The organism is Stenotrophomonas sp. 62841_Sma, from assembly GCF_056482945.1.
In genome coordinates this window covers 3,385,924-3,401,242 of sequence record NZ_CM151224.1, presented here as the reverse complement: position 1 = coordinate 3,401,242, position 15,319 = coordinate 3,385,924, and the positions used below count along the sequence as shown (strand labels likewise).

At 65.4% G+C, this 15,319-nt stretch carries 33 protein-coding genes; 18 read left to right on the top strand and 15 right to left on the bottom strand.

Features of this window, described 5'->3' with window-relative positions; all coding sequences use genetic code 11:
* Nucleotides 1-68: 68 nt before the first annotated feature.
* The 14 genes from ACZK5G_RS16105 to ACZK5G_RS16040 form a co-directional block, all read right to left on the bottom strand.
* Nucleotides 69-935 carry a phiTE_015 family protein gene (locus tag ACZK5G_RS16105; protein ID WP_478464069.1) on the bottom strand — a complete coding sequence of 289 codons (867 nt, stop codon included), beginning with the start codon at nt 933-935 and terminating at the stop codon, nt 69-71.
* Nucleotides 932-2,299, bottom strand: coding sequence for a reverse transcriptase domain-containing protein (locus ACZK5G_RS16100; protein ID WP_478464067.1), 1,368 nt, complete (start codon nt 2,297-2,299; stop codon nt 932-934). The genes ACZK5G_RS16105 and ACZK5G_RS16100 overlap by 4 nt, the downstream gene beginning before the upstream one ends.
* On the bottom strand, nt 2,296-2,739 hold the full coding sequence (locus ACZK5G_RS16095) for a four helix bundle protein (protein ID WP_478464065.1): 444 nt from the start codon (nt 2,737-2,739) through the stop codon (nt 2,296-2,298). The genes ACZK5G_RS16100 and ACZK5G_RS16095 overlap by 4 nt, the downstream gene beginning before the upstream one ends.
* 26 nt (nt 2,740-2,765) lie before the next feature.
* Nucleotides 2,766-3,191, bottom strand: a complete 426-nt coding sequence (locus ACZK5G_RS16090; RefSeq protein WP_478464064.1) for an Lcl C-terminal domain-containing protein — start codon at nt 3,189-3,191, stop codon at nt 2,766-2,768.
* Nucleotides 3,192-3,223: 32 nt separating this feature from the next.
* Nucleotides 3,224-3,784, bottom strand: a complete 561-nt coding sequence (locus ACZK5G_RS16085; protein ID WP_478464063.1) for an Lcl C-terminal domain-containing protein — start codon at nt 3,782-3,784, stop codon at nt 3,224-3,226.
* 27 nt (nt 3,785-3,811) lie between these two features.
* Nucleotides 3,812-4,006: a hypothetical protein gene (locus ACZK5G_RS16080; RefSeq protein WP_478464062.1), complete on the bottom strand. Its 195-nt coding sequence runs from the start codon at nt 4,004-4,006 to the stop codon at nt 3,812-3,814.
* Between the two features lie 79 nt (nt 4,007-4,085).
* Nucleotides 4,086-4,322, bottom strand: a complete 237-nt coding sequence (locus ACZK5G_RS16075; protein ID WP_478464060.1) for a hypothetical protein — start codon at nt 4,320-4,322, stop codon at nt 4,086-4,088.
* Nucleotides 4,322-4,708 carry a hypothetical protein gene (locus ACZK5G_RS16070; protein ID WP_478464059.1) on the bottom strand — a complete coding sequence of 129 codons (387 nt, stop codon included), beginning with the start codon at nt 4,706-4,708 and terminating at the stop codon, nt 4,322-4,324. Before ACZK5G_RS16070 ends, ACZK5G_RS16075 begins: the two co-directional genes overlap by 1 nt.
* Nucleotides 4,701-4,868: a hypothetical protein gene (locus ACZK5G_RS16065; RefSeq protein WP_478464057.1), complete on the bottom strand. Its 168-nt coding sequence runs from the start codon at nt 4,866-4,868 to the stop codon at nt 4,701-4,703. Before ACZK5G_RS16065 ends, ACZK5G_RS16070 begins: the two co-directional genes overlap by 8 nt.
* The gene (locus tag ACZK5G_RS16060; protein WP_478464055.1) at nt 4,865-5,191 is read right to left on the bottom strand and encodes a hypothetical protein; all 327 of its coding nucleotides are present in this window, start codon (nt 5,189-5,191) and stop codon (nt 4,865-4,867) included. The genes ACZK5G_RS16065 and ACZK5G_RS16060 overlap by 4 nt, the downstream gene beginning before the upstream one ends.
* Nucleotides 5,188-5,409 (bottom strand): hypothetical protein, encoded by a 222-nt coding sequence (locus ACZK5G_RS16055; protein WP_478464053.1) that lies wholly within the window; start codon nt 5,407-5,409, stop codon nt 5,188-5,190. Before ACZK5G_RS16055 ends, ACZK5G_RS16060 begins: the two co-directional genes overlap by 4 nt.
* On the bottom strand, nt 5,406-5,621 hold the full coding sequence (locus tag ACZK5G_RS16050; RefSeq protein ID WP_032129802.1) for a hypothetical protein: 216 nt from the start codon (nt 5,619-5,621) through the stop codon (nt 5,406-5,408). Before ACZK5G_RS16050 ends, ACZK5G_RS16055 begins: the two co-directional genes overlap by 4 nt.
* Entirely contained in the window at nt 5,618-5,809 is a 192-nt protein-coding gene (locus ACZK5G_RS16045) for a hypothetical protein (protein WP_180832851.1), read from the bottom strand. Before ACZK5G_RS16045 ends, ACZK5G_RS16050 begins: the two co-directional genes overlap by 4 nt.
* A gap of 434 nt (nt 5,810-6,243) precedes the next feature.
* A complete protein-coding gene (locus ACZK5G_RS16040; RefSeq protein ID WP_423167861.1) occupies nt 6,244-6,741 on the bottom strand; it encodes a helix-turn-helix domain-containing protein in 498 nt (165 codons plus the stop codon).
* 81 nt (nt 6,742-6,822) lie between these two features.
* Between ACZK5G_RS16040 and ACZK5G_RS16035 the strand changes: the two genes are divergently transcribed.
* From ACZK5G_RS16035 to ACZK5G_RS15965, 15 genes are all read left to right on the top strand, one after another.
* Nucleotides 6,823-7,254 (top strand): YdaS family helix-turn-helix protein, encoded by a 432-nt coding sequence (locus ACZK5G_RS16035; RefSeq protein ID WP_478464051.1) that lies wholly within the window; start codon nt 6,823-6,825, stop codon nt 7,252-7,254.
* Nucleotides 7,255-7,363: 109 nt separating this feature from the next.
* Nucleotides 7,364-7,894, top strand: coding sequence for a phage regulatory CII family protein (locus ACZK5G_RS16030; protein ID WP_478464049.1), 531 nt, complete (start codon nt 7,364-7,366; stop codon nt 7,892-7,894).
* Entirely contained in the window at nt 7,891-8,202 is a 312-nt protein-coding gene (locus ACZK5G_RS16025; protein WP_478464047.1) for a winged helix-turn-helix domain-containing protein, read from the top strand. Before ACZK5G_RS16030 ends, ACZK5G_RS16025 begins: the two co-directional genes overlap by 4 nt.
* A 1-nt stretch (nt 8,203) precedes the next feature.
* Complete coding sequence (locus tag ACZK5G_RS16020; protein WP_032129810.1) at nt 8,204-9,097, top strand: helix-turn-helix domain-containing protein; 894 nt, start codon at nt 8,204-8,206, stop codon at nt 9,095-9,097.
* Nucleotides 9,087-9,758 carry a hypothetical protein gene (locus ACZK5G_RS16015; protein WP_478464045.1) on the top strand — a complete coding sequence of 224 codons (672 nt, stop codon included), beginning with the start codon at nt 9,087-9,089 and terminating at the stop codon, nt 9,756-9,758. Before ACZK5G_RS16020 ends, ACZK5G_RS16015 begins: the two co-directional genes overlap by 11 nt.
* A complete protein-coding gene (locus ACZK5G_RS16010) occupies nt 9,755-9,949 on the top strand; it encodes a hypothetical protein (protein ID WP_164088793.1) in 195 nt (64 codons plus the stop codon). The genes ACZK5G_RS16015 and ACZK5G_RS16010 overlap by 4 nt, the downstream gene beginning before the upstream one ends.
* Before the next feature lie 48 nt (nt 9,950-9,997).
* Nucleotides 9,998-10,915, top strand: coding sequence for a DHHA1 domain-containing protein (locus ACZK5G_RS16005; RefSeq protein ID WP_478464043.1), 918 nt, complete (start codon nt 9,998-10,000; stop codon nt 10,913-10,915).
* Nucleotides 10,915-11,133, top strand: coding sequence for a hypothetical protein (locus tag ACZK5G_RS16000; protein ID WP_478464042.1), 219 nt, complete (start codon nt 10,915-10,917; stop codon nt 11,131-11,133). The genes ACZK5G_RS16005 and ACZK5G_RS16000 overlap by 1 nt, the downstream gene beginning before the upstream one ends.
* Nucleotides 11,133-11,510: a Ref family recombination enhancement nuclease gene (locus ACZK5G_RS15995; protein WP_478464041.1), complete on the top strand. Its 378-nt coding sequence runs from the start codon at nt 11,133-11,135 to the stop codon at nt 11,508-11,510. Before ACZK5G_RS16000 ends, ACZK5G_RS15995 begins: the two co-directional genes overlap by 1 nt.
* Nucleotides 11,507-11,710, top strand: a complete 204-nt coding sequence (locus ACZK5G_RS15990) for a hypothetical protein (RefSeq protein ID WP_478464039.1) — start codon at nt 11,507-11,509, stop codon at nt 11,708-11,710. The genes ACZK5G_RS15995 and ACZK5G_RS15990 overlap by 4 nt, the downstream gene beginning before the upstream one ends.
* Nucleotides 11,707-12,321, top strand: a complete 615-nt coding sequence (locus tag ACZK5G_RS15985; RefSeq protein ID WP_478464038.1) for a Lar family restriction alleviation protein — start codon at nt 11,707-11,709, stop codon at nt 12,319-12,321. Before ACZK5G_RS15990 ends, ACZK5G_RS15985 begins: the two co-directional genes overlap by 4 nt.
* Nucleotides 12,321-12,749 carry a hypothetical protein gene (locus ACZK5G_RS15980; protein ID WP_478464037.1) on the top strand — a complete coding sequence of 143 codons (429 nt, stop codon included), beginning with the start codon at nt 12,321-12,323 and terminating at the stop codon, nt 12,747-12,749. The genes ACZK5G_RS15985 and ACZK5G_RS15980 overlap by 1 nt, the downstream gene beginning before the upstream one ends.
* 169 nt (nt 12,750-12,918) lie before the next feature.
* Nucleotides 12,919-13,407 (top strand): glycoside hydrolase family 24 protein, encoded by a 489-nt coding sequence (locus ACZK5G_RS15975; protein WP_478464036.1) that lies wholly within the window; start codon nt 12,919-12,921, stop codon nt 13,405-13,407.
* Nucleotides 13,404-13,718: a hypothetical protein gene (locus ACZK5G_RS15970; protein ID WP_478464035.1), complete on the top strand. Its 315-nt coding sequence runs from the start codon at nt 13,404-13,406 to the stop codon at nt 13,716-13,718. The genes ACZK5G_RS15975 and ACZK5G_RS15970 overlap by 4 nt, the downstream gene beginning before the upstream one ends.
* Entirely contained in the window at nt 13,715-13,837 is a 123-nt protein-coding gene (locus ACZK5G_RS15965; protein ID WP_262984405.1) for a hypothetical protein, read from the top strand. The genes ACZK5G_RS15970 and ACZK5G_RS15965 overlap by 4 nt, the downstream gene beginning before the upstream one ends.
* Before the next feature lie 5 nt (nt 13,838-13,842).
* On the opposite strand, the gene ACZK5G_RS15960 is transcribed toward ACZK5G_RS15965, so the two are convergent.
* Nucleotides 13,843-14,064, bottom strand: a complete 222-nt coding sequence (locus ACZK5G_RS15960) for a hypothetical protein (protein WP_189719894.1) — start codon at nt 14,062-14,064, stop codon at nt 13,843-13,845.
* A 75-nt stretch (nt 14,065-14,139) separates the two neighbouring features.
* Between ACZK5G_RS15960 and ACZK5G_RS15955 the strand changes: the two genes are divergently transcribed.
* From ACZK5G_RS15955 to ACZK5G_RS15945, 3 genes are read left to right on the top strand one after another with little or no spacing between them, the layout of a single operon-like run.
* Nucleotides 14,140-14,568 carry a hypothetical protein gene (locus ACZK5G_RS15955; RefSeq protein WP_478464034.1) on the top strand — a complete coding sequence of 143 codons (429 nt, stop codon included), beginning with the start codon at nt 14,140-14,142 and terminating at the stop codon, nt 14,566-14,568.
* A complete protein-coding gene (lysC, locus tag ACZK5G_RS15950; protein ID WP_189719893.1) occupies nt 14,544-14,822 on the top strand; it encodes an Rz1-like lysis system protein LysC in 279 nt (92 codons plus the stop codon). The genes ACZK5G_RS15955 and lysC overlap by 25 nt, the downstream gene beginning before the upstream one ends.
* Nucleotides 14,819-15,184, top strand: a complete 366-nt coding sequence (locus tag ACZK5G_RS15945; protein WP_223276842.1) for a DUF1064 domain-containing protein — start codon at nt 14,819-14,821, stop codon at nt 15,182-15,184. Before lysC ends, ACZK5G_RS15945 begins: the two co-directional genes overlap by 4 nt.
* Nucleotides 15,185-15,319 lie beyond the last annotated feature (135 nt).

The window sequence follows — 15,319 nt, the reverse complement described above, 5'->3', positions numbered from 1 at the left end:
GAGCCAGCACCCAGATTCCGGAACAGGGATGTAGTTGGAGGCCACATAGTCGGTCATTCGTGGATGGCTCATTTGCCCACCGCCTGGCTGTCTGCCTGGTCCTGGTAGAACTCATGGGCGCGATCCAGCTCAGCGCGGATGTAGTCCTGCCACCAGCCAACATCGCCGCCACCACCGTCACCCAGCAGGCCAGCGTCGTAGCGATCCAGCTGCATACCCAGGTCCACGGCCTGCGTGGGCGGGGTGGCGCTTACTGGCGTCACCAGCCAGTATCCGTTCGGGAAACCATGGGTTTCATGCAGGCGATCAGCAGCAGCCTGCGCCTGTTCGCGCTCTGGCCAGAACCAACGTTCATCGGTTTCCCACGATCCTTTGAACAGAACAAGCTTGTCCTGCTGCTCGTACAACACGAAACCCACCGGCTCCTGCCCCACCGCCTGGCCACCGCCAACGGTCAAGGAATCCTTGTCGGTTGCCCCCACCGGCTGGCGGCCGCCCTTCTCGATGCAGAATTCCGTTGCTTCGCCCAGAGCAACGCTATCCGGTTGCTTGGCAGGCTGGCGGGCGGCGAGTGCTTCTTCCACCAGCGCAAGCGCAATGCTCAGGCCAGTGACCATGCTGCCGGAGATAGTGCCGGTAATCGGCGGGGCAGGGAGGTTTGCCCCCGCTCCTCGCAGTCGCTCTGCGATCACGCGCAGAGCATCCTCCTGACCACCCGGGGAGGGCTGGGCGGAGAGGGCGGCTCGCCATGCTGCCCAGCACCAGTCGGTATTGAGGTCGGCATAATCACCCTTCATGCCGTCAGCTGAACATTTTGCGGTGTCCAATTCCCGCTCTTCGGCCCACGCCTCAAACCGCGCCCGCTCTGCCTGGTCCCCCAGCCTCACCCTCCCACCGGGCTGCACGTCCGCCAGGGACTTGATATCGCTACTCATGCCTGTTGCTCCTTGTGCTGGTGCCACTTGATCGAATGGATGCGCCGCTCTGCCTTGTGGCTGAACCGTCGCGGACGGGCTGCTGAGCGCAGCCAGGGGAATCGGGTGTGGACGCGATGCATCAGTCGGTGGCTGCTGGCGTGCTGCAGATGGCCAGCGAAGCTGGCAATGCGGTTGGACAGCTCACGGAAGTCCGCTGGGGTGCCGCGCAGCTTGTCGCCCTGGACGTGCCTGCCTTCCCACTCGGCCAGCGCGGTGTGCAGGTGACCAACCACTCGGCGTCGAGCCAGGGCATGAGTCGGGTAGATCACGTATCCCAGGAAGTCCAAGCCGTCAGTCAGGCGGCAGAGCTTCTGCTCGGCCTTCAGGCGCAGCCCGAGCCGGTCCTGCAGGAAAGCCTCGATCTGGTCGCGCCAGGCGGCCAGCTGCTCGCGGTCGTGGTGGAACAGCACGAAGTCATCGACATAGCGCAGGTAACGCTTGGCCTTGAGGACGTGCTTGGCGAACTGGTCCAGCGCGTCCAGGTAGACATTGGCGAAGAACTGGCTGGACAGGTTCCCGATGGGCAGGCCGCGCCCGGCCGGGGCGTTGGCCAGCCGCTTGTGCGGCGGCACCTGTGCCTGCTCTGCGGCGGTGGCGCGGTACTGGACGCCGGCATGCAACGGCGACCGGCGCAGCAGAGCATGGGTGGCCCGCTGGACGATCAGCGGTGCACCACGGCGCCGCAGCCGGCTGCGCAGCATCCTCCACAGGGTTGGCCGGTGGATGCTGTTGAAGAAGTTGGCCACGTCCAGCTGCAGATACCAGCCGCCACTCTGACCGCTGTGCACCTGGCGCACGAACTGCTGGGCCCGGCGAACGGCCGCGTGGCTGCCGCGGCTCTTGCGGTTGGCGTAGCTGTCGTGGATGAACGTCGGCTCCCATAGCGCTTCCAGCTGCGGCACCAGCCAGTGGTGCACTACGCGGTCGGCGAAGTCCGGCGCATGGATTTCGCGAGCTTTCGGGCGGGTTGCCACGAAGCACGTCGAGGGCCGTGGCTCCCAGCGGCCGGCCAGCAGCTCGCGCTGCAGCTGCAGCAGCCCATCAGCCCAGCGGTGGTCAAAGCGCAGCTGGTTGAAGCTCGGAACCTTCTGGCGGCGCGCACGCCGCCATGCCTGGTACAACTCCTGCAGGCCTACCTCTCCCTGAAACTCACCGGCACGACGCACGGCCAACGCGAACCCGTTGTTGTTGCGGTGGTTGTTGTTGACGTTGCCGTTGTTGAAATTGACGTTCCACGCGGACGCCGAGGACCAGGCGGCCGCCTCCCCATACACTTTCGACCAGGCCGCGCAGCCCGGATGCGGATAGCGCGGCTTCGTCATGAGTTGGCCCCCGCGAGGGCGGTACGGGTACTCAGTTTCTTGCCACGCTGCGCGGCGCCATCGGCTTGCGCATTCTGGGCATGGGAGGAGCTAGCCAGGTGACGGCGCCAGCCGCCAGCCTGGGAGCCCAGCTGTTCTGCCAGGCGGATAAGCATTTCGAACTGGCGGAAGCTGGCGAAGGCGCCAACCCCCTTGCCAATCTGCAGGAGCTGCTTGAGGGCATCGATATCCCGCACCAGCACCACCACCCATCGCGCCTGCTCAGCGCGCTCACGCCAGGCGTTGTTGGCGTTGATGAACACCTGCTGGGCACGCGCGCGGAGGTCGCTACCGATCTGATAGCGGTGGTAGCGGGCGAACCGTCGCACGGCGTTCTCGATCTCGACCGCCATGCGTTCGGCGGCCTTGATGATGGGTGGGGGCTGGAATCGGGAAGTCATCGAGAAAGCCTCAGCAGAAAATCAAATCACTGACCGGCACGACGCACGGCCAACGCGAACCCGTCGGAGCCGCGGGGGTTGCTGCCGACGAGGCCGCCGTAGAAATAGACGAGCCACGCGGACGCCGAGGACCAGGCGGCCGGGGTCTTCGACCAGTACCAGTCGTTCTGGATGCCCTTGAAGAAGTCGGTGTTGATGGCCGGCGAGTAGCGGCTGCGGTCGATCAGCAGCTGCAGCTCCTCGATGGTCGGCAGATCCCAGTCGGTGTGGCCCAGCACGTCCAGGGCTTTGGCGGCGGCCTCACATTCGGCGTGCGGAACGTCGCTGTCCACGATGCTGGTGGCGGTGAACGTCAGACCGTAGTCGGGCAGGAACACGGCGACGTGGTCAGTGGAATCGTCCGGCAGCTGGTTGCGGTCGGGGCCGATCTTCTTGAGGGTGATGGGGTTCATGGTTGCTCCAGGGAAAGGATCAAAAGGGCCAATTACTGACCGGCACGACGCACGGCCAACGCGAACCCGCTGAAGTCGCGGCGGCCGTAGCTGACGTAGCCGCTGCTGAAATTGACGAACCACGCGGACGCCGAGGACCAGGCGGCCGCCGTGCTGGTCCAGTGCCAGCGCGACAGCACGCCGGGGAACAGGGCGGTATCGATTGCCGGCTCGTGGCGGGTTTCGTCGACCAGGGCGGACAGCTCGGCACGGGTGGGCAGGCGCCAGTCGTCGTGGCCGAGCAGACGCAGCTCGCTGCAGGCCTTCTCGCAGTCGGCCTGGCTCATCGGGTCGCCGTCGTTGTCGCCGATGGACTTCACCGCCCACATCAAGCCGGTGGTGTGGTCGATGACAGCTACGTGGTCGGTGCGCGGGTCGCCACCGGCGGCGCGGGTGCCATCGGCAAAGAGCTTCGTGTGGCCGATGGCCACCACGCCCTGAGCAGCCACCTGCTCGGCGGCGAGTTCCATAAAGCCGTTGATGGAGACGGGAGAGAGGGAGAGCTGGATTTCAGCATCGCCCTTGGTGCGGATGGTGATGGCGTTCAACGTCATTTCCTCGCGTTGCTGTGGTGACCGCTTTCAGGCGGCGCGGGTTGGACTGCAGAGAGCTGCCAGGGCTTCCAGCCGCTCCGCCTCGGCGGTGTAGTGGGCTGCTCGCTCCTGGCGGACCTTGTGGGAGAACTGCAAGTCAGTCAGCGCATGCTCGGCCGCGTCGCGGTTGGCCTTTGCGAGGCGCGCCGGGTCGTGGTCGAAAATGTCGAGTTGGTTGCGCATGCGGTTCCCTGTGATGGGTTGCCGGCTGTGTGGAAGTCCCGCCGGCGTGGGAGACCGGTTGCGCCGGCCGGGCGGTTGCTCAGTGCGTGTCGTCGGCGGGCAGGGCACGGCGGCGCGCGGTGCGGCGCTGCATTTCGGCGCGGAAGGCGGGCCAGCAGCGGCGTGCGTCCTTCCAGCCGTGCCAGCCGAAGTACGCGATGCCGCCCAGCGCCAACAGCACGAAGGAGTCGGCACCGGTGTAGATGGCGCGCGCGAGCAGCGCCATCAGGGAACCGACGATCACGGCGCAGTAGAAGGGCAGGGCCAGGTGGCGCATTACTCCGCTTCCTCGGTCAGGCCGTAGTCGGCGAAGCGGTGGAAGCTGGGGTTTTTCACTTCCCAGTAGACGGCGCTGTCCGCGCTGCGAACCCACGCGCCGGTCAGCTCCGCCAGCTCGGCCTTCTTCTCGGCGGAAACGCTCGTCAGGAACGCGTCTGCGGCATCGCCGACGATCTGGAACATGGCGTCCTGCAGCTGGCCGATCAGGTGGCCAACATCGACCAGGCGGCCGGCATCGACATAGTTGTTCTCGCCGACCTGTACGCCATCCACGTCCTGCCCGCTCAGGGTGTCGAATGCGTCCTGCATAGCCTCGTCAATCGAACCGAAGTCGCCGATGTAGGTCTCGTCGTTGCTGGACCAGCTGTAGGTGGGCTTATCCATGGCTCTGCTCCTGGGTGGCGCCAACGGCGTCCGGGTTGTTGATGGCGATATCGGCGTTGCCCTTGATGACGCCGGTGGCGTCGACAGCGGCGAGGCCGTTGGGGGAGGGGATGTGCGGGATGCCGATCTGCATCTGCGCGAAGAAGTCCTGGTCGGTCATGAGGAGACGCCAGTGGCCTTCTTGATGGCAGCCTGCATTGCGTCGAGTACGCTGCTGGGTTCGTCGGATTTGACGACGTTGTGGCGATAGAACGACTCCGCCATCTTCAGAGCGGCAAGCAGCTCGGGCGCGGCAGCGATAAGGCGGGCGTTGGCTTCGCTCGGTTCTTGGGTCGCTGGATCGATGATGTCCGAGGCGATTGCTACGTCGTCGGCAACGCCGCGATTCAGCACGTAGTACTCATCGATCACGAATCCAGACGGGCCTCCGTGGCCACCGTGGCAGACCTCCCACGGCGCCGGGGTATGCTTCGCAGCGGTCACGCGGCACCGCCTTTGACGCGGGCGAGGGCGGCGCGAAGGTCGGACAGATCGCCGGTGCCAGCACAGCATCGGCGCGCTTCGTCCATCAGCTCATCGATGGCTGCGCCGGCCTCCTGCAGAGCATCGGCGTAACGACGAGTGTCTGCACCGTCGTCAGCGGCGCCGTGCAGCGCGCTGACTGCGTGGCGGATTGCCGCGATGTTGGAGGGGGCGCTCATGCAGCACCTGCCTGTGCGCGCGCTGCGCGACGAGCGGCGGCGACAGCACCTGCAGCGCTCTTGCCCTGCCGCAGGACGGCATTGGCTGCATAGCTGGCGGCTGCGATGACTTGGTTGGGGAGGAGGCCCCAGCGGCGCCCGGCGCGGGCGACGATGCCGGCGGCTGCAGCGGCGCGCTGAGCGTTGGAGTGGTGGGCGAGGGCGGCGCTCATGCGGCGGCGTCCTGGCTTTCGCCGCGCAGCTGATGTGCGGCGTGCTGAATCTCTACCGAGAGGTGGTCGGCCTCTTCCAGTTCAATGTAAAGGCTGGCAGCGCCGACCTTGATGGCGACCATGCCTACTGCGGGCATAGCGACTACGGTGGGTGGCGCCTTGCTAACGCCGAGGGACAGGGTTGCCATTGTGTGATCTCCTGCGCCGGCCCCGGGCTGGGGCGTTGGTGAGCGGCGCAACTAAGATCACACACTGTGATTATTTGTGCAACACGATACGTGATGTTCGAGGGCCTAAATTCTGAACGGCCCGAATTTCGTTCAGAATTCGACAGGAAGGCTAGTCAAACGTTTGCCGGATCAAGCCAGCATCTTCAAATGAAACGTCGTCCCTGATGCATTCTCGGGCGCGGTCCAGGGCACGGTGAAGCTCAATCAGGTCTTCGTCGCCTAGATCGTCAATGGAAGCATGCCCTAGGGTTGCTTGGTCGATGATCAGTTGCACCCCGAAGGGGCGGTATGTCTTGGCAAGGCTGCGGATCATCCGCAGGTGACTTTCGCGCGCGACTGCATCGAAGTGCGTCGATCGCTTTCCGACAACCGCGTGGAGCGCGGGCTTTCTGTCAGGCGCGGCGCTTATCCGTTCGACCAGCTTGTGCAGTAGCGCGTCCGTTTTGCTCATTTCTTACAGCTCCCCTGTGTAGATCGCGCTTTTCGCGCCATGCCGCAAAATCCACCAGGTTGCGCTGATCTGCAGGACGTTCGTCTGCCAGGATCCATTCGTATACGTCAGCGAAAAGATCTGCCTCGGACTCAATGTCAAAAGCCTTGCCAAGCGTGCCGAACGCCTTGTCCAGGAACTGGTGGGTTTCGGCAAGGATTGCAGGATCGGGTCGCGGGGACTGAGACGCCGGGGCCTCCCCAAAAAGGGACGCGATACTGACCCCTAGCGCCGCAGCTAGAAGGGGTACTTCCGAGACCTTGGGCTCACGCGCGCTGGCCGCCGACGACTCGTAGTTGGCAATACGACTTTGGCCCGACCAGCCGCACGCGAGTGCCAAGGCTTCTTGGGTCATGCCGGCTTTGAGCCGAGCGGCGCGGAGGTTGTCGGAGAAGGCCATACCGGGATTCTTCACGGTATGTGATAAGGCGCTAACACGAATTGTGTTGCGCGAAGGATCACGATATGTGATTCTCCCCGAATGGACGCACTCGACAGAGCCGTGAAAGCCGCCGGCGGGGTCACATCCCTTGCCTCCCATCTTGGTGTTCGCCAGAGCGCTGTCAGCAATTGGCGCTCGCGGGGGCGCGTGCCGCCAGCCATGGCCATCCCCATCGAATCGGTCACGGGCGTTTCGCGCCATGACCTCTGCCCGGAAATCTTCGGACCGTTCGCCGGGCTGGCCCCGGTCACGAAGCGGGATCTTCTCGCCAAGCTCGGTCTGGCCAGCGACGCGCATCTTGCTGTTGTGTTGGCGTTGCCTGTGGACCGCGTTGCTGCTTGGGAGCTGGACGCAGCTGTGCCTGCCTTGCCAAGCGTCCTGACCGTCCTGAGCGCCGCCGTTGTCGCTTCTTCGCCCTGCGTCGATGCGGACCCCGACGTTGGCCGCATCGGTCCTGTCGACACCGCCTGAAAGGCCATCCCTGGCCGTCGTCCCTGAGTTGTTGATCTCCATGGCGCCCATCGTGCGCCACCCGGGCCCAGCCCGAAACCTTGAAACACAGCCTTCCCCAAGGTGACCCATGACCTGCCGTACATCTGCACTCAACTGGCTCGACGTTCTCTACAACTCGGTGCGCAAGACGCCCGGCGGTGTGGTGGACGCAGCCGCTTTCTTGGCCGACCGCCGCGGCAAGTCGATGCACCCGGAGACGCTGCGCGCGAAGCTGCGCGGGTTGGAGGGTGAATCGGTGACGATGGAAATCGCCGAACTGCTGACCGAGTGGATGCAGGAGAAGGCCGGGGGTAGCGACTACGCCCTGGACTGGATGCAGGCACTGGCCGGGCAGTTTGGAATGGCCGTGGCCACCGTTCCGCCGCCGCCGGAGGGTGGCTGGTCGGACGAGATCGGCGCAATCCAGACGAAGCTGCTGGAGATCACCACGCGGGTGGGGCGCTTGTCGGGCACTGCGGTGGAGGCCATGGAAGATCGCCACATCGATAGCGACGAAGCCAGGTTGATGGTGGAAGAGGCCAACTCGCTGATCACGATGGCGCACCGGCTGATCCGCAATGTGTCGCGCGCTGCAGCGAAGGGGAGGGCGCGTCGATGAACCATCCGGCCCGCTCCACTGATCCGCAGTCCAGCCACATCGCCGCCGCCGACCTTGTCTCTACCGGCAAGCTGCTGGACCAACAGACCATGGCCGCAGTCGCCGTCCAGCGTCATCCCGGTCAGAGCAGTCTGCACCTCGCGGCGCTGCCCGGCCTTGACCGCCACATGCTTGGTCGCCGCCTTCCTGAGCTGGCCCGAGAGGGCCGCATCTGGCGTGGGCCGACCGCTCCGTGCGCCACCACCGGCAAGCCCGCGTGCACCTGGTGGCCGGTGGCGCCGGGCGAAAACATGACGCTGGGGCTCTGACATGTCGACGATCATCATGTCGCAGTGCTGGCCGCTGCAGGGCCTGAGCGTGACGCAGAAGGCTGTGCTGATCTCGCTGGCTGACCAAGCGAACGACGACGGCGTGTGCTGGCCGGCGGTCGGCACCATCGCCGCGCGCTGCTGCATGTCGGCGCGCGCTGTGCGCAGCGCCATGGATCACCTGGAGGCCGTGGGCCTGCTGGCGCGTGATCGCCGATTCAACAGCAGCACGGTCTATTCGGTTACGCCGGCCAAATTCAACGCTGCCGCTGCGCCGTCCAAGGGCACCCGCAAGACTGGAAAGAACGGTACTGCACCGGGCGCAGGTGCTGCGCCCCATGCAGGGGGTGCGCCCGGTGCAGGTGGGGATGCGCCCGCTGCAGGAGGGGATGCACCGGGCGCAGGTCTGGAGGTGCGCCCCGTGCCGCCTAACCGTCATATAACCCCCATTGAACCGTCAGATGAACCGCCAATTGCGCCGCCGGTGGCGACGCCGCCGACGAAGGCGGAGCTGGAGGAGCAGATGCAGCTGGCCTGCAAGGCGACGTGGGCCGCCTACCGGGCCGCCTACCGCATCCGTCACGGCGTGGACCCTGTCCGCAACGCCAAGGTCAACACCAACGTTCGGGATCTGGTGAAGCGGCTGGGCCGGGAAGAGGCGCCGCAGGTGGCGGGCTGGTTCCTGAGCGTCAACGAGAACTACGCCGTGAAGCGGATGCACGACCTGGGCGTGCTGCTGGCCGGGGCCGAGGCGTACCGCACGCAGTGGGCGACCGGGCGGCAGGTGACCGACACCAGCGCCCGGCAGCAGGACCAGACGCAGGCCAATGCCAACGCGGCCGACGACGCCAAGGCGCTGCTGCGCCGCTTGAAGGGGAACGCGAATGCTCAGTGATGCTGATCAGGACAGGCTGGTCGAAATGCTGGTGGCCACGGCCGAGGTGATGGGCGAGCAGATCCGCCCGGCCGCTGCCGCTTACATGGTCACCGATCTGGCGACCTATCCGCTGCAGGTGCTGGCCAACGCGCTGACTGCCTGCCGACGAGAGGTGAAAGGCAAGCTCAGCCTGGCCGCGATCATGGAGCGGATTGACGACGGGCACCCGGCACCCAACGAAGCCTGGGCCGTGGCCATCCGCGCCGCTGACGAGGCGGTGACGCTGGTGTGGACCGAGCAGACCCGGGACGCATGGACCGCGGCGCTGCCGCTGGTGGAGGCCGGCGACAAGATCGCAGGCCGGGCTGCATTCCTGGAGGTCTATACCCGGTTGGTGAAGGAGGCGCGCGCTGCAGGCGGTTGCGCCGTCTACCAGCCGTCGCTGGGCCATGACTCCGGCGCACGGGACGCCGCACTGCAGCAGGCGGTCAATGCTGGACGCCTGGCGCAAGAGCAGGTCGCCGAATACCTGTCGCTGCCGCCGGCGACGCCCGCGTTCAATCCGCTGGCGCTGCTGGCTGGCCGAGTGGAGGCGAGTCCGCAGGCGAACGAGCGCGCTCGGAAGCGGCTGGCCGAGATTGCCGAGCTGCTCGGTTCCGCTCAGGACGCCGCGGCATGAGGCAGGACCACGTCGAACTGGAGGTGCGCCCGGTGTCCGAGCCGGTGGCGGTGGCCGGCTGGTATCTGGCCTATGGCTACGGGATCAAGCCGCTGGTGCTGTACGCGACCCGTGGCATGACCGTGTGGCGCGACGGCATGCGCCAGATCCCGATCACCCGATATGCCGGCCCTGTGCCGGAACTGCGCTGACGCGCGCTGTCTTCGACCTTTCAAGGACAAGAATCGATGAAACCTCTTGTGATCTACCACGCGAACTGCGCCGATGGCTTCACGGCAGCATGGGCTGTGCGACAAGCCATGGATGCTGACTTCCATCCCGGTGTTCACGGCGCGGCACCTCCCGATGTAGCCGGCCGAGACGTGATCCTGGTGGACTTCAGCTATAAGCCGGAAGTTCTGATGACTCTGCGCACCTCGGCGCGCTCGATCTTGATCCTCGACCATCACAAGAGCGCCGAGGCGGATTTGCCGAGGTGCGACAGCGGCCAGATGGATGCGTTGACCTGTTTCCGGCTGGATGACGCGGCCTGGACGGCTCCGAAGACCTGGGCGTACTACCAACAGTGCGTGCAACAGGATCAATGGGAGGGCGCGCCGCATGCCCTGATCTACGCACTGTTCGACATGGACCGCAGCGGCGCCGGCATCGCTTGGGATTTCTTCCATCCTGGCAAGGACCGGCCGGCGCTGATCGACCACGTGGAGGATCGCGACCTGTGGCGCTTCGCCTTGGAAGGCACGCGCGAGATCCAGGCTGCGGTATTCAGCTACCCGTACCAATTTGAGGTATGGGACCAGCTGATGAAGGCGCCGGTATTCGGGCTGTACCAGCAGGGCGTAGCGATCGAGCGCAAGCACCACAAGGACGTGGCCGAACTGGTGGAGGTGGCGAAGCGCCAGATGGTGATCGGCCATTACGACGTGCCGGTGGCCAGCCTGCCCTACACCCTGGCGAGCGACGCGGGTCACCTGATGGCCAAGGGCCATCCGTTCGCCGCCTGCTACTACGACAAGGCGGAGGGCCGGGTGTTCAGCCTGCGCTCGACCGACGACGGCGTGGACGTGAGCGAGGTGGCGAAGCTCTATGGCGGTGGCGGCCACGCGCGCGCTGCGGGGTTCACCGTTCCGCGCGACCACGAGCTGGCGCGCTGCTGATGGACTTCACCAACTACAACACGCGCAGCCGGTACGCCAAGGAAATCAACGCCGGCTACTCGGCACGGCTGAACGGACAGCGCCTGAGCGACAACCCGCACCTGGTCTGGATCGAATGCGAGACCGAGGACGGTGCTAACCGCAGGGCGGGGCCGCTGAGCGAGAAGGCGGAAGCCTGGCAGCACGGTTGGTGGCTGGCCGACGAGGGCGCGCGCTGATGTGGTGGTCAATGTCGCTCGGGCCGCCTCCCACTCGAGAGGAAAGGGCCCGGATGGAGCTGGCAAAGACGGGCCCTTGCATGGCCTGTCTGGCGCTCCAGATGCAGGAGCTGCTGGAGCCGGAGCTGGTGGTCTACGGCTGCGACTACAACCACGCCAAGAGCGGGAACGTGCGGCGCGGTCACATGTTCGGCTTCGCCCTCTGCAAATGGCACCACCAGCGGCATCCGATGGAGGGGAGCACCTTCGCGACGATGCGCCAGATCTACGGCCCGAGCCTGATGGATGGCTCGCGGACCTTCCACGAGACGTACGGCTCCGACGACGAGCTGATTGCAAACCAGACCCACATCAACGAACTGAGGGCGGCAGCATGAGTAAGACGAAGGCCATTGCGCCGAGGATCAACCCCCAGCGTGCGCCACGCGAGCGGCGGATGGACCACAACACCGTTTCCCGACCCAAGCGGCTGAAACCCGAGAAGAACGCGACCGGTCCGTCCGAGACGGTGGAGCAGTTCCAGGCGCGCGGCGGGCAGGTGCAGCGCCTGACGGCCAGCTGGGAGCAGCGAGCATGACCGCCGTCGCGTTGAAGCCGTGCCCGTTCTGCGGTTGCCGGCAGGTCCGTATCGTTGAGTTTGTGGACGGCGATGGTGAGCGGGTGTCGGCAGTCGGATGTGAAGGCTGCGGCTGCAATGGAACCCCGCACGTCCCACTTATGGACGATGCCCGTCCTGCTGCGATCGCCTCCTGGGAGCGCCGCGCGCTGCCATCGCCTTCGGAGATCACGCCCGAAGTGGCGGAGCCCGGGTCGGCAACCACGCAGGCGTTCGGTCTCCTGGATCGCGTATTGCCCTATCTGAGGGGTGAAGCCGATTGCTATGAGGACGATGGAAGCAATGAGCCGTTGGAGCTGCTACGGGAGATTGAGGCCTTCATGGCTTCCCCTGTCCCGGATGAGAGTGCCAAGGTGTCTGCCAAGTTGGCATTTGACGGGACAGGGGAAGCCCCTTCCGAGGCGCTGGGGATGGCGGTTCAATGGAAGCCGATCGCCGAGGCGCCGCAGGACGGCACGCGGCTGATGCTGTGGGACTCGGTGAGCAGGCGGCCGGTGTTCGGGAGCTGGCGCGGTGACAACCCGGCGATCACGCACTATGCGGCCGAGCCGGCCGGCCCGGAGGTGCTGTGATGCAGATCGATACCTTCGGTGCATACGTAAGGGGCGAGCTTGAGTACTGGGGCAGGGAGTGCGCACTGCACCGTGATAGCGGCCACCCGGGCAGCAATGCGCAGAGCATGCTGGCGGTGTTGATCGACTACCACGGGGACATGCCCGGCCGCGCGCAGGGGTTCAAGCCGATGGAGACCGACCCACGGGCGCAGCGCATTGAGGATCTGGTGAACGTTATCGCCAAGGACAACATGGCGATGGCCTGCACGCTCCGTGCGTACTACTGCGGGCGAGGTCGCAAAAAGGTGGAGCGTTTCGAAGTAGCGCTGCAGCTACTGGAAAGGGCGGGCGAGCGCGCGCTGCACGTCAAGGCGTATCTGGACCTTGTTCGGCGGGGCGAGGACCGCATGCACGGGATGCTGGTTGGGCTGCAAATTGCTGCCTAACGCGCGCGCGATACCTCTTGACAGGTGCCACCTGCAAGGGGTCTAATTCAGGCACGATGACATAGAAGCCTCCGGCGCAAGCCGGGGGCTTTTTCTTTGCCCGCTCCCGGACCGGATCAACCCTCGCGCCAGGCCGGCAGATGGGCGGGCGCCTTACGAAGAGATGGCGATGGCACAGATCACTCCCCAACAGGCCGGCGGCGTGAACGTCGTGGCCTTCCTCGACATGCTGGCGTGGTCCGAAGGTACGGACAACGGCAAGCAGGCCACCAAGGACCGCGGCTATGACGTGATCGTCGGCGGGCAGTTGTTCAAGAGCTACGCCGACCATCCGCGCGTGCTGGTGGATCTGCCGAAACTGAAGATCCAGTCCACGGCAGCCGGCCGCTACCAGCTGCTGCGCCGCTATTACGACGCGTACAAGAAGACGCTGGGCCTGAAGGACTTCGCGCCCCTGAGCCAGGACCTGATCGCGCTGCAGCAGATCGGGGAGCGCCGCGCGCTGCCGCTGATCCAGGCGGGCAAGATTCCCGAAGCCATCAATGCGGTTCGCAACATCTGGGCGAGCCTGCCGGGCGCTGGCTACGGTCAGCACGAACACAAGCTTACCGACCTGTTGGCCGTGTACCGGAAGGCCGGCGGGACGGTGGCGCCATGATCGGGGTCGACGTGGATTGGCAGGCAATCGGCACGGCCGTTGGTGGCCTGATGGTCGGCGCCGGCGGTGTAGCGCTGTGGTGGCGCAAGCAGTTCGTAGAGACAGCCAGGGAAGGGGCCGAGGTCAACGTGATCCAGTTGATGCGCGAGGAAATGACCCGGCTGGGTGAGCGGGTTGGCCGCATGGAGGCCAGGGAGCTGCGGCTCATCCGCCACATCTACCGGCTCGAAGGGCTGATGCGTGCGGCCGGCCTGGAGCCGCCGCCGTTCGACCCGGATAGCGACACGATAAGAGCGGGAGGTTCGGAATGAACGACAAATGGAATCCGCGACTGTGGTTGCGGAACTGGCTGATGAAGCCTAGTCGGACGGAACGTAAGAAGTTTGAGGGCAGGGCGCTGAGCGACTATCTGCGCAGCGCCCTGCACTGAATTGCTTAATAGCCTGAGTACTGCTCAATCAAGGCCTGGGCGTCCCGTAGTTCAGTGATCGCATACCTGAGCGCTGCTTCGAATGTCAGAACCTGCCGTTCTTCCCCCGCGAACATGATCACTTCCAGGTCGTTTGGGTTGGTTGCGATCTGGGTGTTGTCGCGGATCTCCCTGGCGCGCGCGCTGAGCATAAGCGCACGAAGGTCCCTCAGATAGTCCTCTTCCATGTTGCCCTCCTTGGGCTGTGTCGGTCGCACGCACAGCGTACCCCAGGGAGGGCGACCTATTCATGCAGGTGCCCAATGCCGGACCCACTACGACCATACGCCGACCTGCTCAAACTGCTGGCGGTACTTGCGCTGGCTGGTGGCCTGTTCGTGGCCGGCTGCCAGCGCGGTGAAGATCGCCAGTCCGCCAAGGACCGGGCCACCATCGCCCAGGCCGACAAGGCACGCGCTGCAGCAGAGGCTGACGCGGCCGAGAATCTGCGCGCGGCCACCGCCGCTGGCCAGTTGCTGCAGGAGGTGAACCGGCAGACCCAGGCATCGATCGATGAAGCGGCCCGGCAGCGAGCGGCAGCCAATGAGGCCGCGCGCCGGTCGGAGGCGGCAGCAGCCGAGAGTAAGCGCCGGGCAACAGCGGCGGAGCGCGCGCTGCAGGACGCGAAGAACCAGCCGGGATGCCGGCAACAGCTGGAGCAGAAGCTATGCGACGCCATTCCATTGCTGTGATCCTTGCCGCGGCGCTGCCGCTGTGCGGGTTCGGCAGCTGCAGCAAGATCAGCAAGCCGGACATTCCGCAGGTGGTGTACGTCACGGTGGAGAGGCCAGTGGCGCCGCCGGCCGAACTGACCCCGCCCTGTCCGATCACCAGGGCGCAGGATCGGTCCGTGGAGAAGGTGGTGTCGGCCTACAACGCCAACATTCTGAGCCTGCAGCAGTGCAATAAGCAGCTCGGCGAGATCCGGCAGTTGGGTGCTGAATGAAGGCGGCCCAGAACAGCGGGATGCGCGCCATGCTTGCGAAAGGCAGGCTCAAGGCAGGGCAGCTCAACAATACCGAGAGGGCATATGAGGTTCGCCTAGATGCGATGAAGGCAGGTGGCCAGATTCTCTGGCATCGCTTCGAAGGGTTGAGGCTCCGGCTTGCGGACAACACGTTCTACACGCCGGACTTCGTGGTCATGGCTGCCGATGGCGTCATTGAGTGCCATGAGGTGAAGGGCTACTGGCTGGGGGATGCGCGGGCCAAGATCAAGGTTGCCGCGGTGATGTATCCGTTCCGCTTCATTGCGGTGAAGGCCAAGCCAAAGAAGGACGGCGGCGGCTGGGCAGTGGAGGAGTTCTGATGGCTTCGACAGTGCGCGCGGCAGTACGCATGCGGTGGTGGCTTCGTTGCTACCTCGCCGCAGTGATGTGGTTCGCCCGGGCAACCGGGATGGAGCCGGACTGGAACCGGGTTGAATGGTGGATACGCCGCGGCC

What these genes read in the sequence shown, in the direction of transcription:
- ACZK5G_RS16035 (WP_478464051.1), top strand. Translation starts at nt 6,823, where the DNA reads ATGGACGCACTCGACAGAGCCGTGAAAGCCGCCGGCGGGGTCACATCC.
- ACZK5G_RS15970 (WP_478464035.1), top strand. Translation starts at nt 13,404, where the DNA reads ATGATCGGGGTCGACGTGGATTGGCAGGCAATCGGCACGGCCGTTGGT.
- ACZK5G_RS16040 (WP_423167861.1), bottom strand. Translation starts at nt 6,741, where the DNA reads ATGGCCTTCTCCGACAACCTCCGCGCCGCTCGGCTCAAAGCCGGCATG.
- ACZK5G_RS16095 (WP_478464065.1), bottom strand. Translation starts at nt 2,739, where the DNA reads ATGACTTCCCGATTCCAGCCCCCACCCATCATCAAGGCCGCCGAACGC.
- ACZK5G_RS16075 (WP_478464060.1), bottom strand. Translation starts at nt 4,322, where the DNA reads ATGCGCCACCTGGCCCTGCCCTTCTACTGCGCCGTGATCGTCGGTTCC.
- ACZK5G_RS16055 (WP_478464053.1), bottom strand. Translation starts at nt 5,409, where the DNA reads ATGAGCGCCCCCTCCAACATCGCGGCAATCCGCCACGCAGTCAGCGCG.
- ACZK5G_RS15980 (WP_478464037.1), top strand. Translation starts at nt 12,321, where the DNA reads ATGCAGATCGATACCTTCGGTGCATACGTAAGGGGCGAGCTTGAGTAC.
- ACZK5G_RS16065 (WP_478464057.1), bottom strand. Translation starts at nt 4,868, where the DNA reads ATGACCGACCAGGACTTCTTCGCGCAGATGCAGATCGGCATCCCGCAC.
- ACZK5G_RS16090 (WP_478464064.1), bottom strand. Translation starts at nt 3,191, where the DNA reads ATGAACCCCATCACCCTCAAGAAGATCGGCCCCGACCGCAACCAGCTG.
- ACZK5G_RS15945 (WP_223276842.1), top strand. Translation starts at nt 14,819, where the DNA reads ATGAAGGCGGCCCAGAACAGCGGGATGCGCGCCATGCTTGCGAAAGGC.
- ACZK5G_RS15955 (WP_478464034.1), top strand. Translation starts at nt 14,140, where the DNA reads ATGCCGGACCCACTACGACCATACGCCGACCTGCTCAAACTGCTGGCG.
- ACZK5G_RS16010 (WP_164088793.1), top strand. Translation starts at nt 9,755, where the DNA reads ATGAGGCAGGACCACGTCGAACTGGAGGTGCGCCCGGTGTCCGAGCCG.
- ACZK5G_RS16085 (WP_478464063.1), bottom strand. Translation starts at nt 3,784, where the DNA reads ATGACGTTGAACGCCATCACCATCCGCACCAAGGGCGATGCTGAAATC.
- ACZK5G_RS16030 (WP_478464049.1), top strand. Translation starts at nt 7,364, where the DNA reads ATGACCTGCCGTACATCTGCACTCAACTGGCTCGACGTTCTCTACAAC.
- lysC (WP_189719893.1), top strand. Translation starts at nt 14,544, where the DNA reads ATGCGACGCCATTCCATTGCTGTGATCCTTGCCGCGGCGCTGCCGCTG.
- ACZK5G_RS15990 (WP_478464039.1), top strand. Translation starts at nt 11,507, where the DNA reads ATGAGTAAGACGAAGGCCATTGCGCCGAGGATCAACCCCCAGCGTGCG.
- ACZK5G_RS15985 (WP_478464038.1), top strand. Translation starts at nt 11,707, where the DNA reads ATGACCGCCGTCGCGTTGAAGCCGTGCCCGTTCTGCGGTTGCCGGCAG.
- ACZK5G_RS15965 (WP_262984405.1), top strand. Translation starts at nt 13,715, where the DNA reads ATGAACGACAAATGGAATCCGCGACTGTGGTTGCGGAACTGGCTGATG.
- ACZK5G_RS16015 (WP_478464045.1), top strand. Translation starts at nt 9,087, where the DNA reads ATGCTCAGTGATGCTGATCAGGACAGGCTGGTCGAAATGCTGGTGGCC.
- ACZK5G_RS16050 (WP_032129802.1), bottom strand. Translation starts at nt 5,621, where the DNA reads ATGAGCGCCGCCCTCGCCCACCACTCCAACGCTCAGCGCGCCGCTGCA.
- ACZK5G_RS16070 (WP_478464059.1), bottom strand. Translation starts at nt 4,708, where the DNA reads ATGGATAAGCCCACCTACAGCTGGTCCAGCAACGACGAGACCTACATC.
- ACZK5G_RS16105 (WP_478464069.1), bottom strand. Translation starts at nt 935, where the DNA reads ATGAGTAGCGATATCAAGTCCCTGGCGGACGTGCAGCCCGGTGGGAGG.
- ACZK5G_RS16045 (WP_180832851.1), bottom strand. Translation starts at nt 5,809, where the DNA reads ATGGCAACCCTGTCCCTCGGCGTTAGCAAGGCGCCACCCACCGTAGTC.
- ACZK5G_RS16000 (WP_478464042.1), top strand. Translation starts at nt 10,915, where the DNA reads ATGGACTTCACCAACTACAACACGCGCAGCCGGTACGCCAAGGAAATC.
- ACZK5G_RS15975 (WP_478464036.1), top strand. Translation starts at nt 12,919, where the DNA reads ATGGCACAGATCACTCCCCAACAGGCCGGCGGCGTGAACGTCGTGGCC.
- ACZK5G_RS16020 (WP_032129810.1), top strand. Translation starts at nt 8,204, where the DNA reads ATGTCGACGATCATCATGTCGCAGTGCTGGCCGCTGCAGGGCCTGAGC.
- ACZK5G_RS16100 (WP_478464067.1), bottom strand. Translation starts at nt 2,299, where the DNA reads ATGACGAAGCCGCGCTATCCGCATCCGGGCTGCGCGGCCTGGTCGAAA.
- ACZK5G_RS15960 (WP_189719894.1), bottom strand. Translation starts at nt 14,064, where the DNA reads ATGGAAGAGGACTATCTGAGGGACCTTCGTGCGCTTATGCTCAGCGCG.
- ACZK5G_RS16080 (WP_478464062.1), bottom strand. Translation starts at nt 4,006, where the DNA reads ATGCGCAACCAACTCGACATTTTCGACCACGACCCGGCGCGCCTCGCA.
- ACZK5G_RS15995 (WP_478464041.1), top strand. Translation starts at nt 11,133, where the DNA reads ATGTGGTGGTCAATGTCGCTCGGGCCGCCTCCCACTCGAGAGGAAAGG.
- ACZK5G_RS16025 (WP_478464047.1), top strand. Translation starts at nt 7,891, where the DNA reads ATGAACCATCCGGCCCGCTCCACTGATCCGCAGTCCAGCCACATCGCC.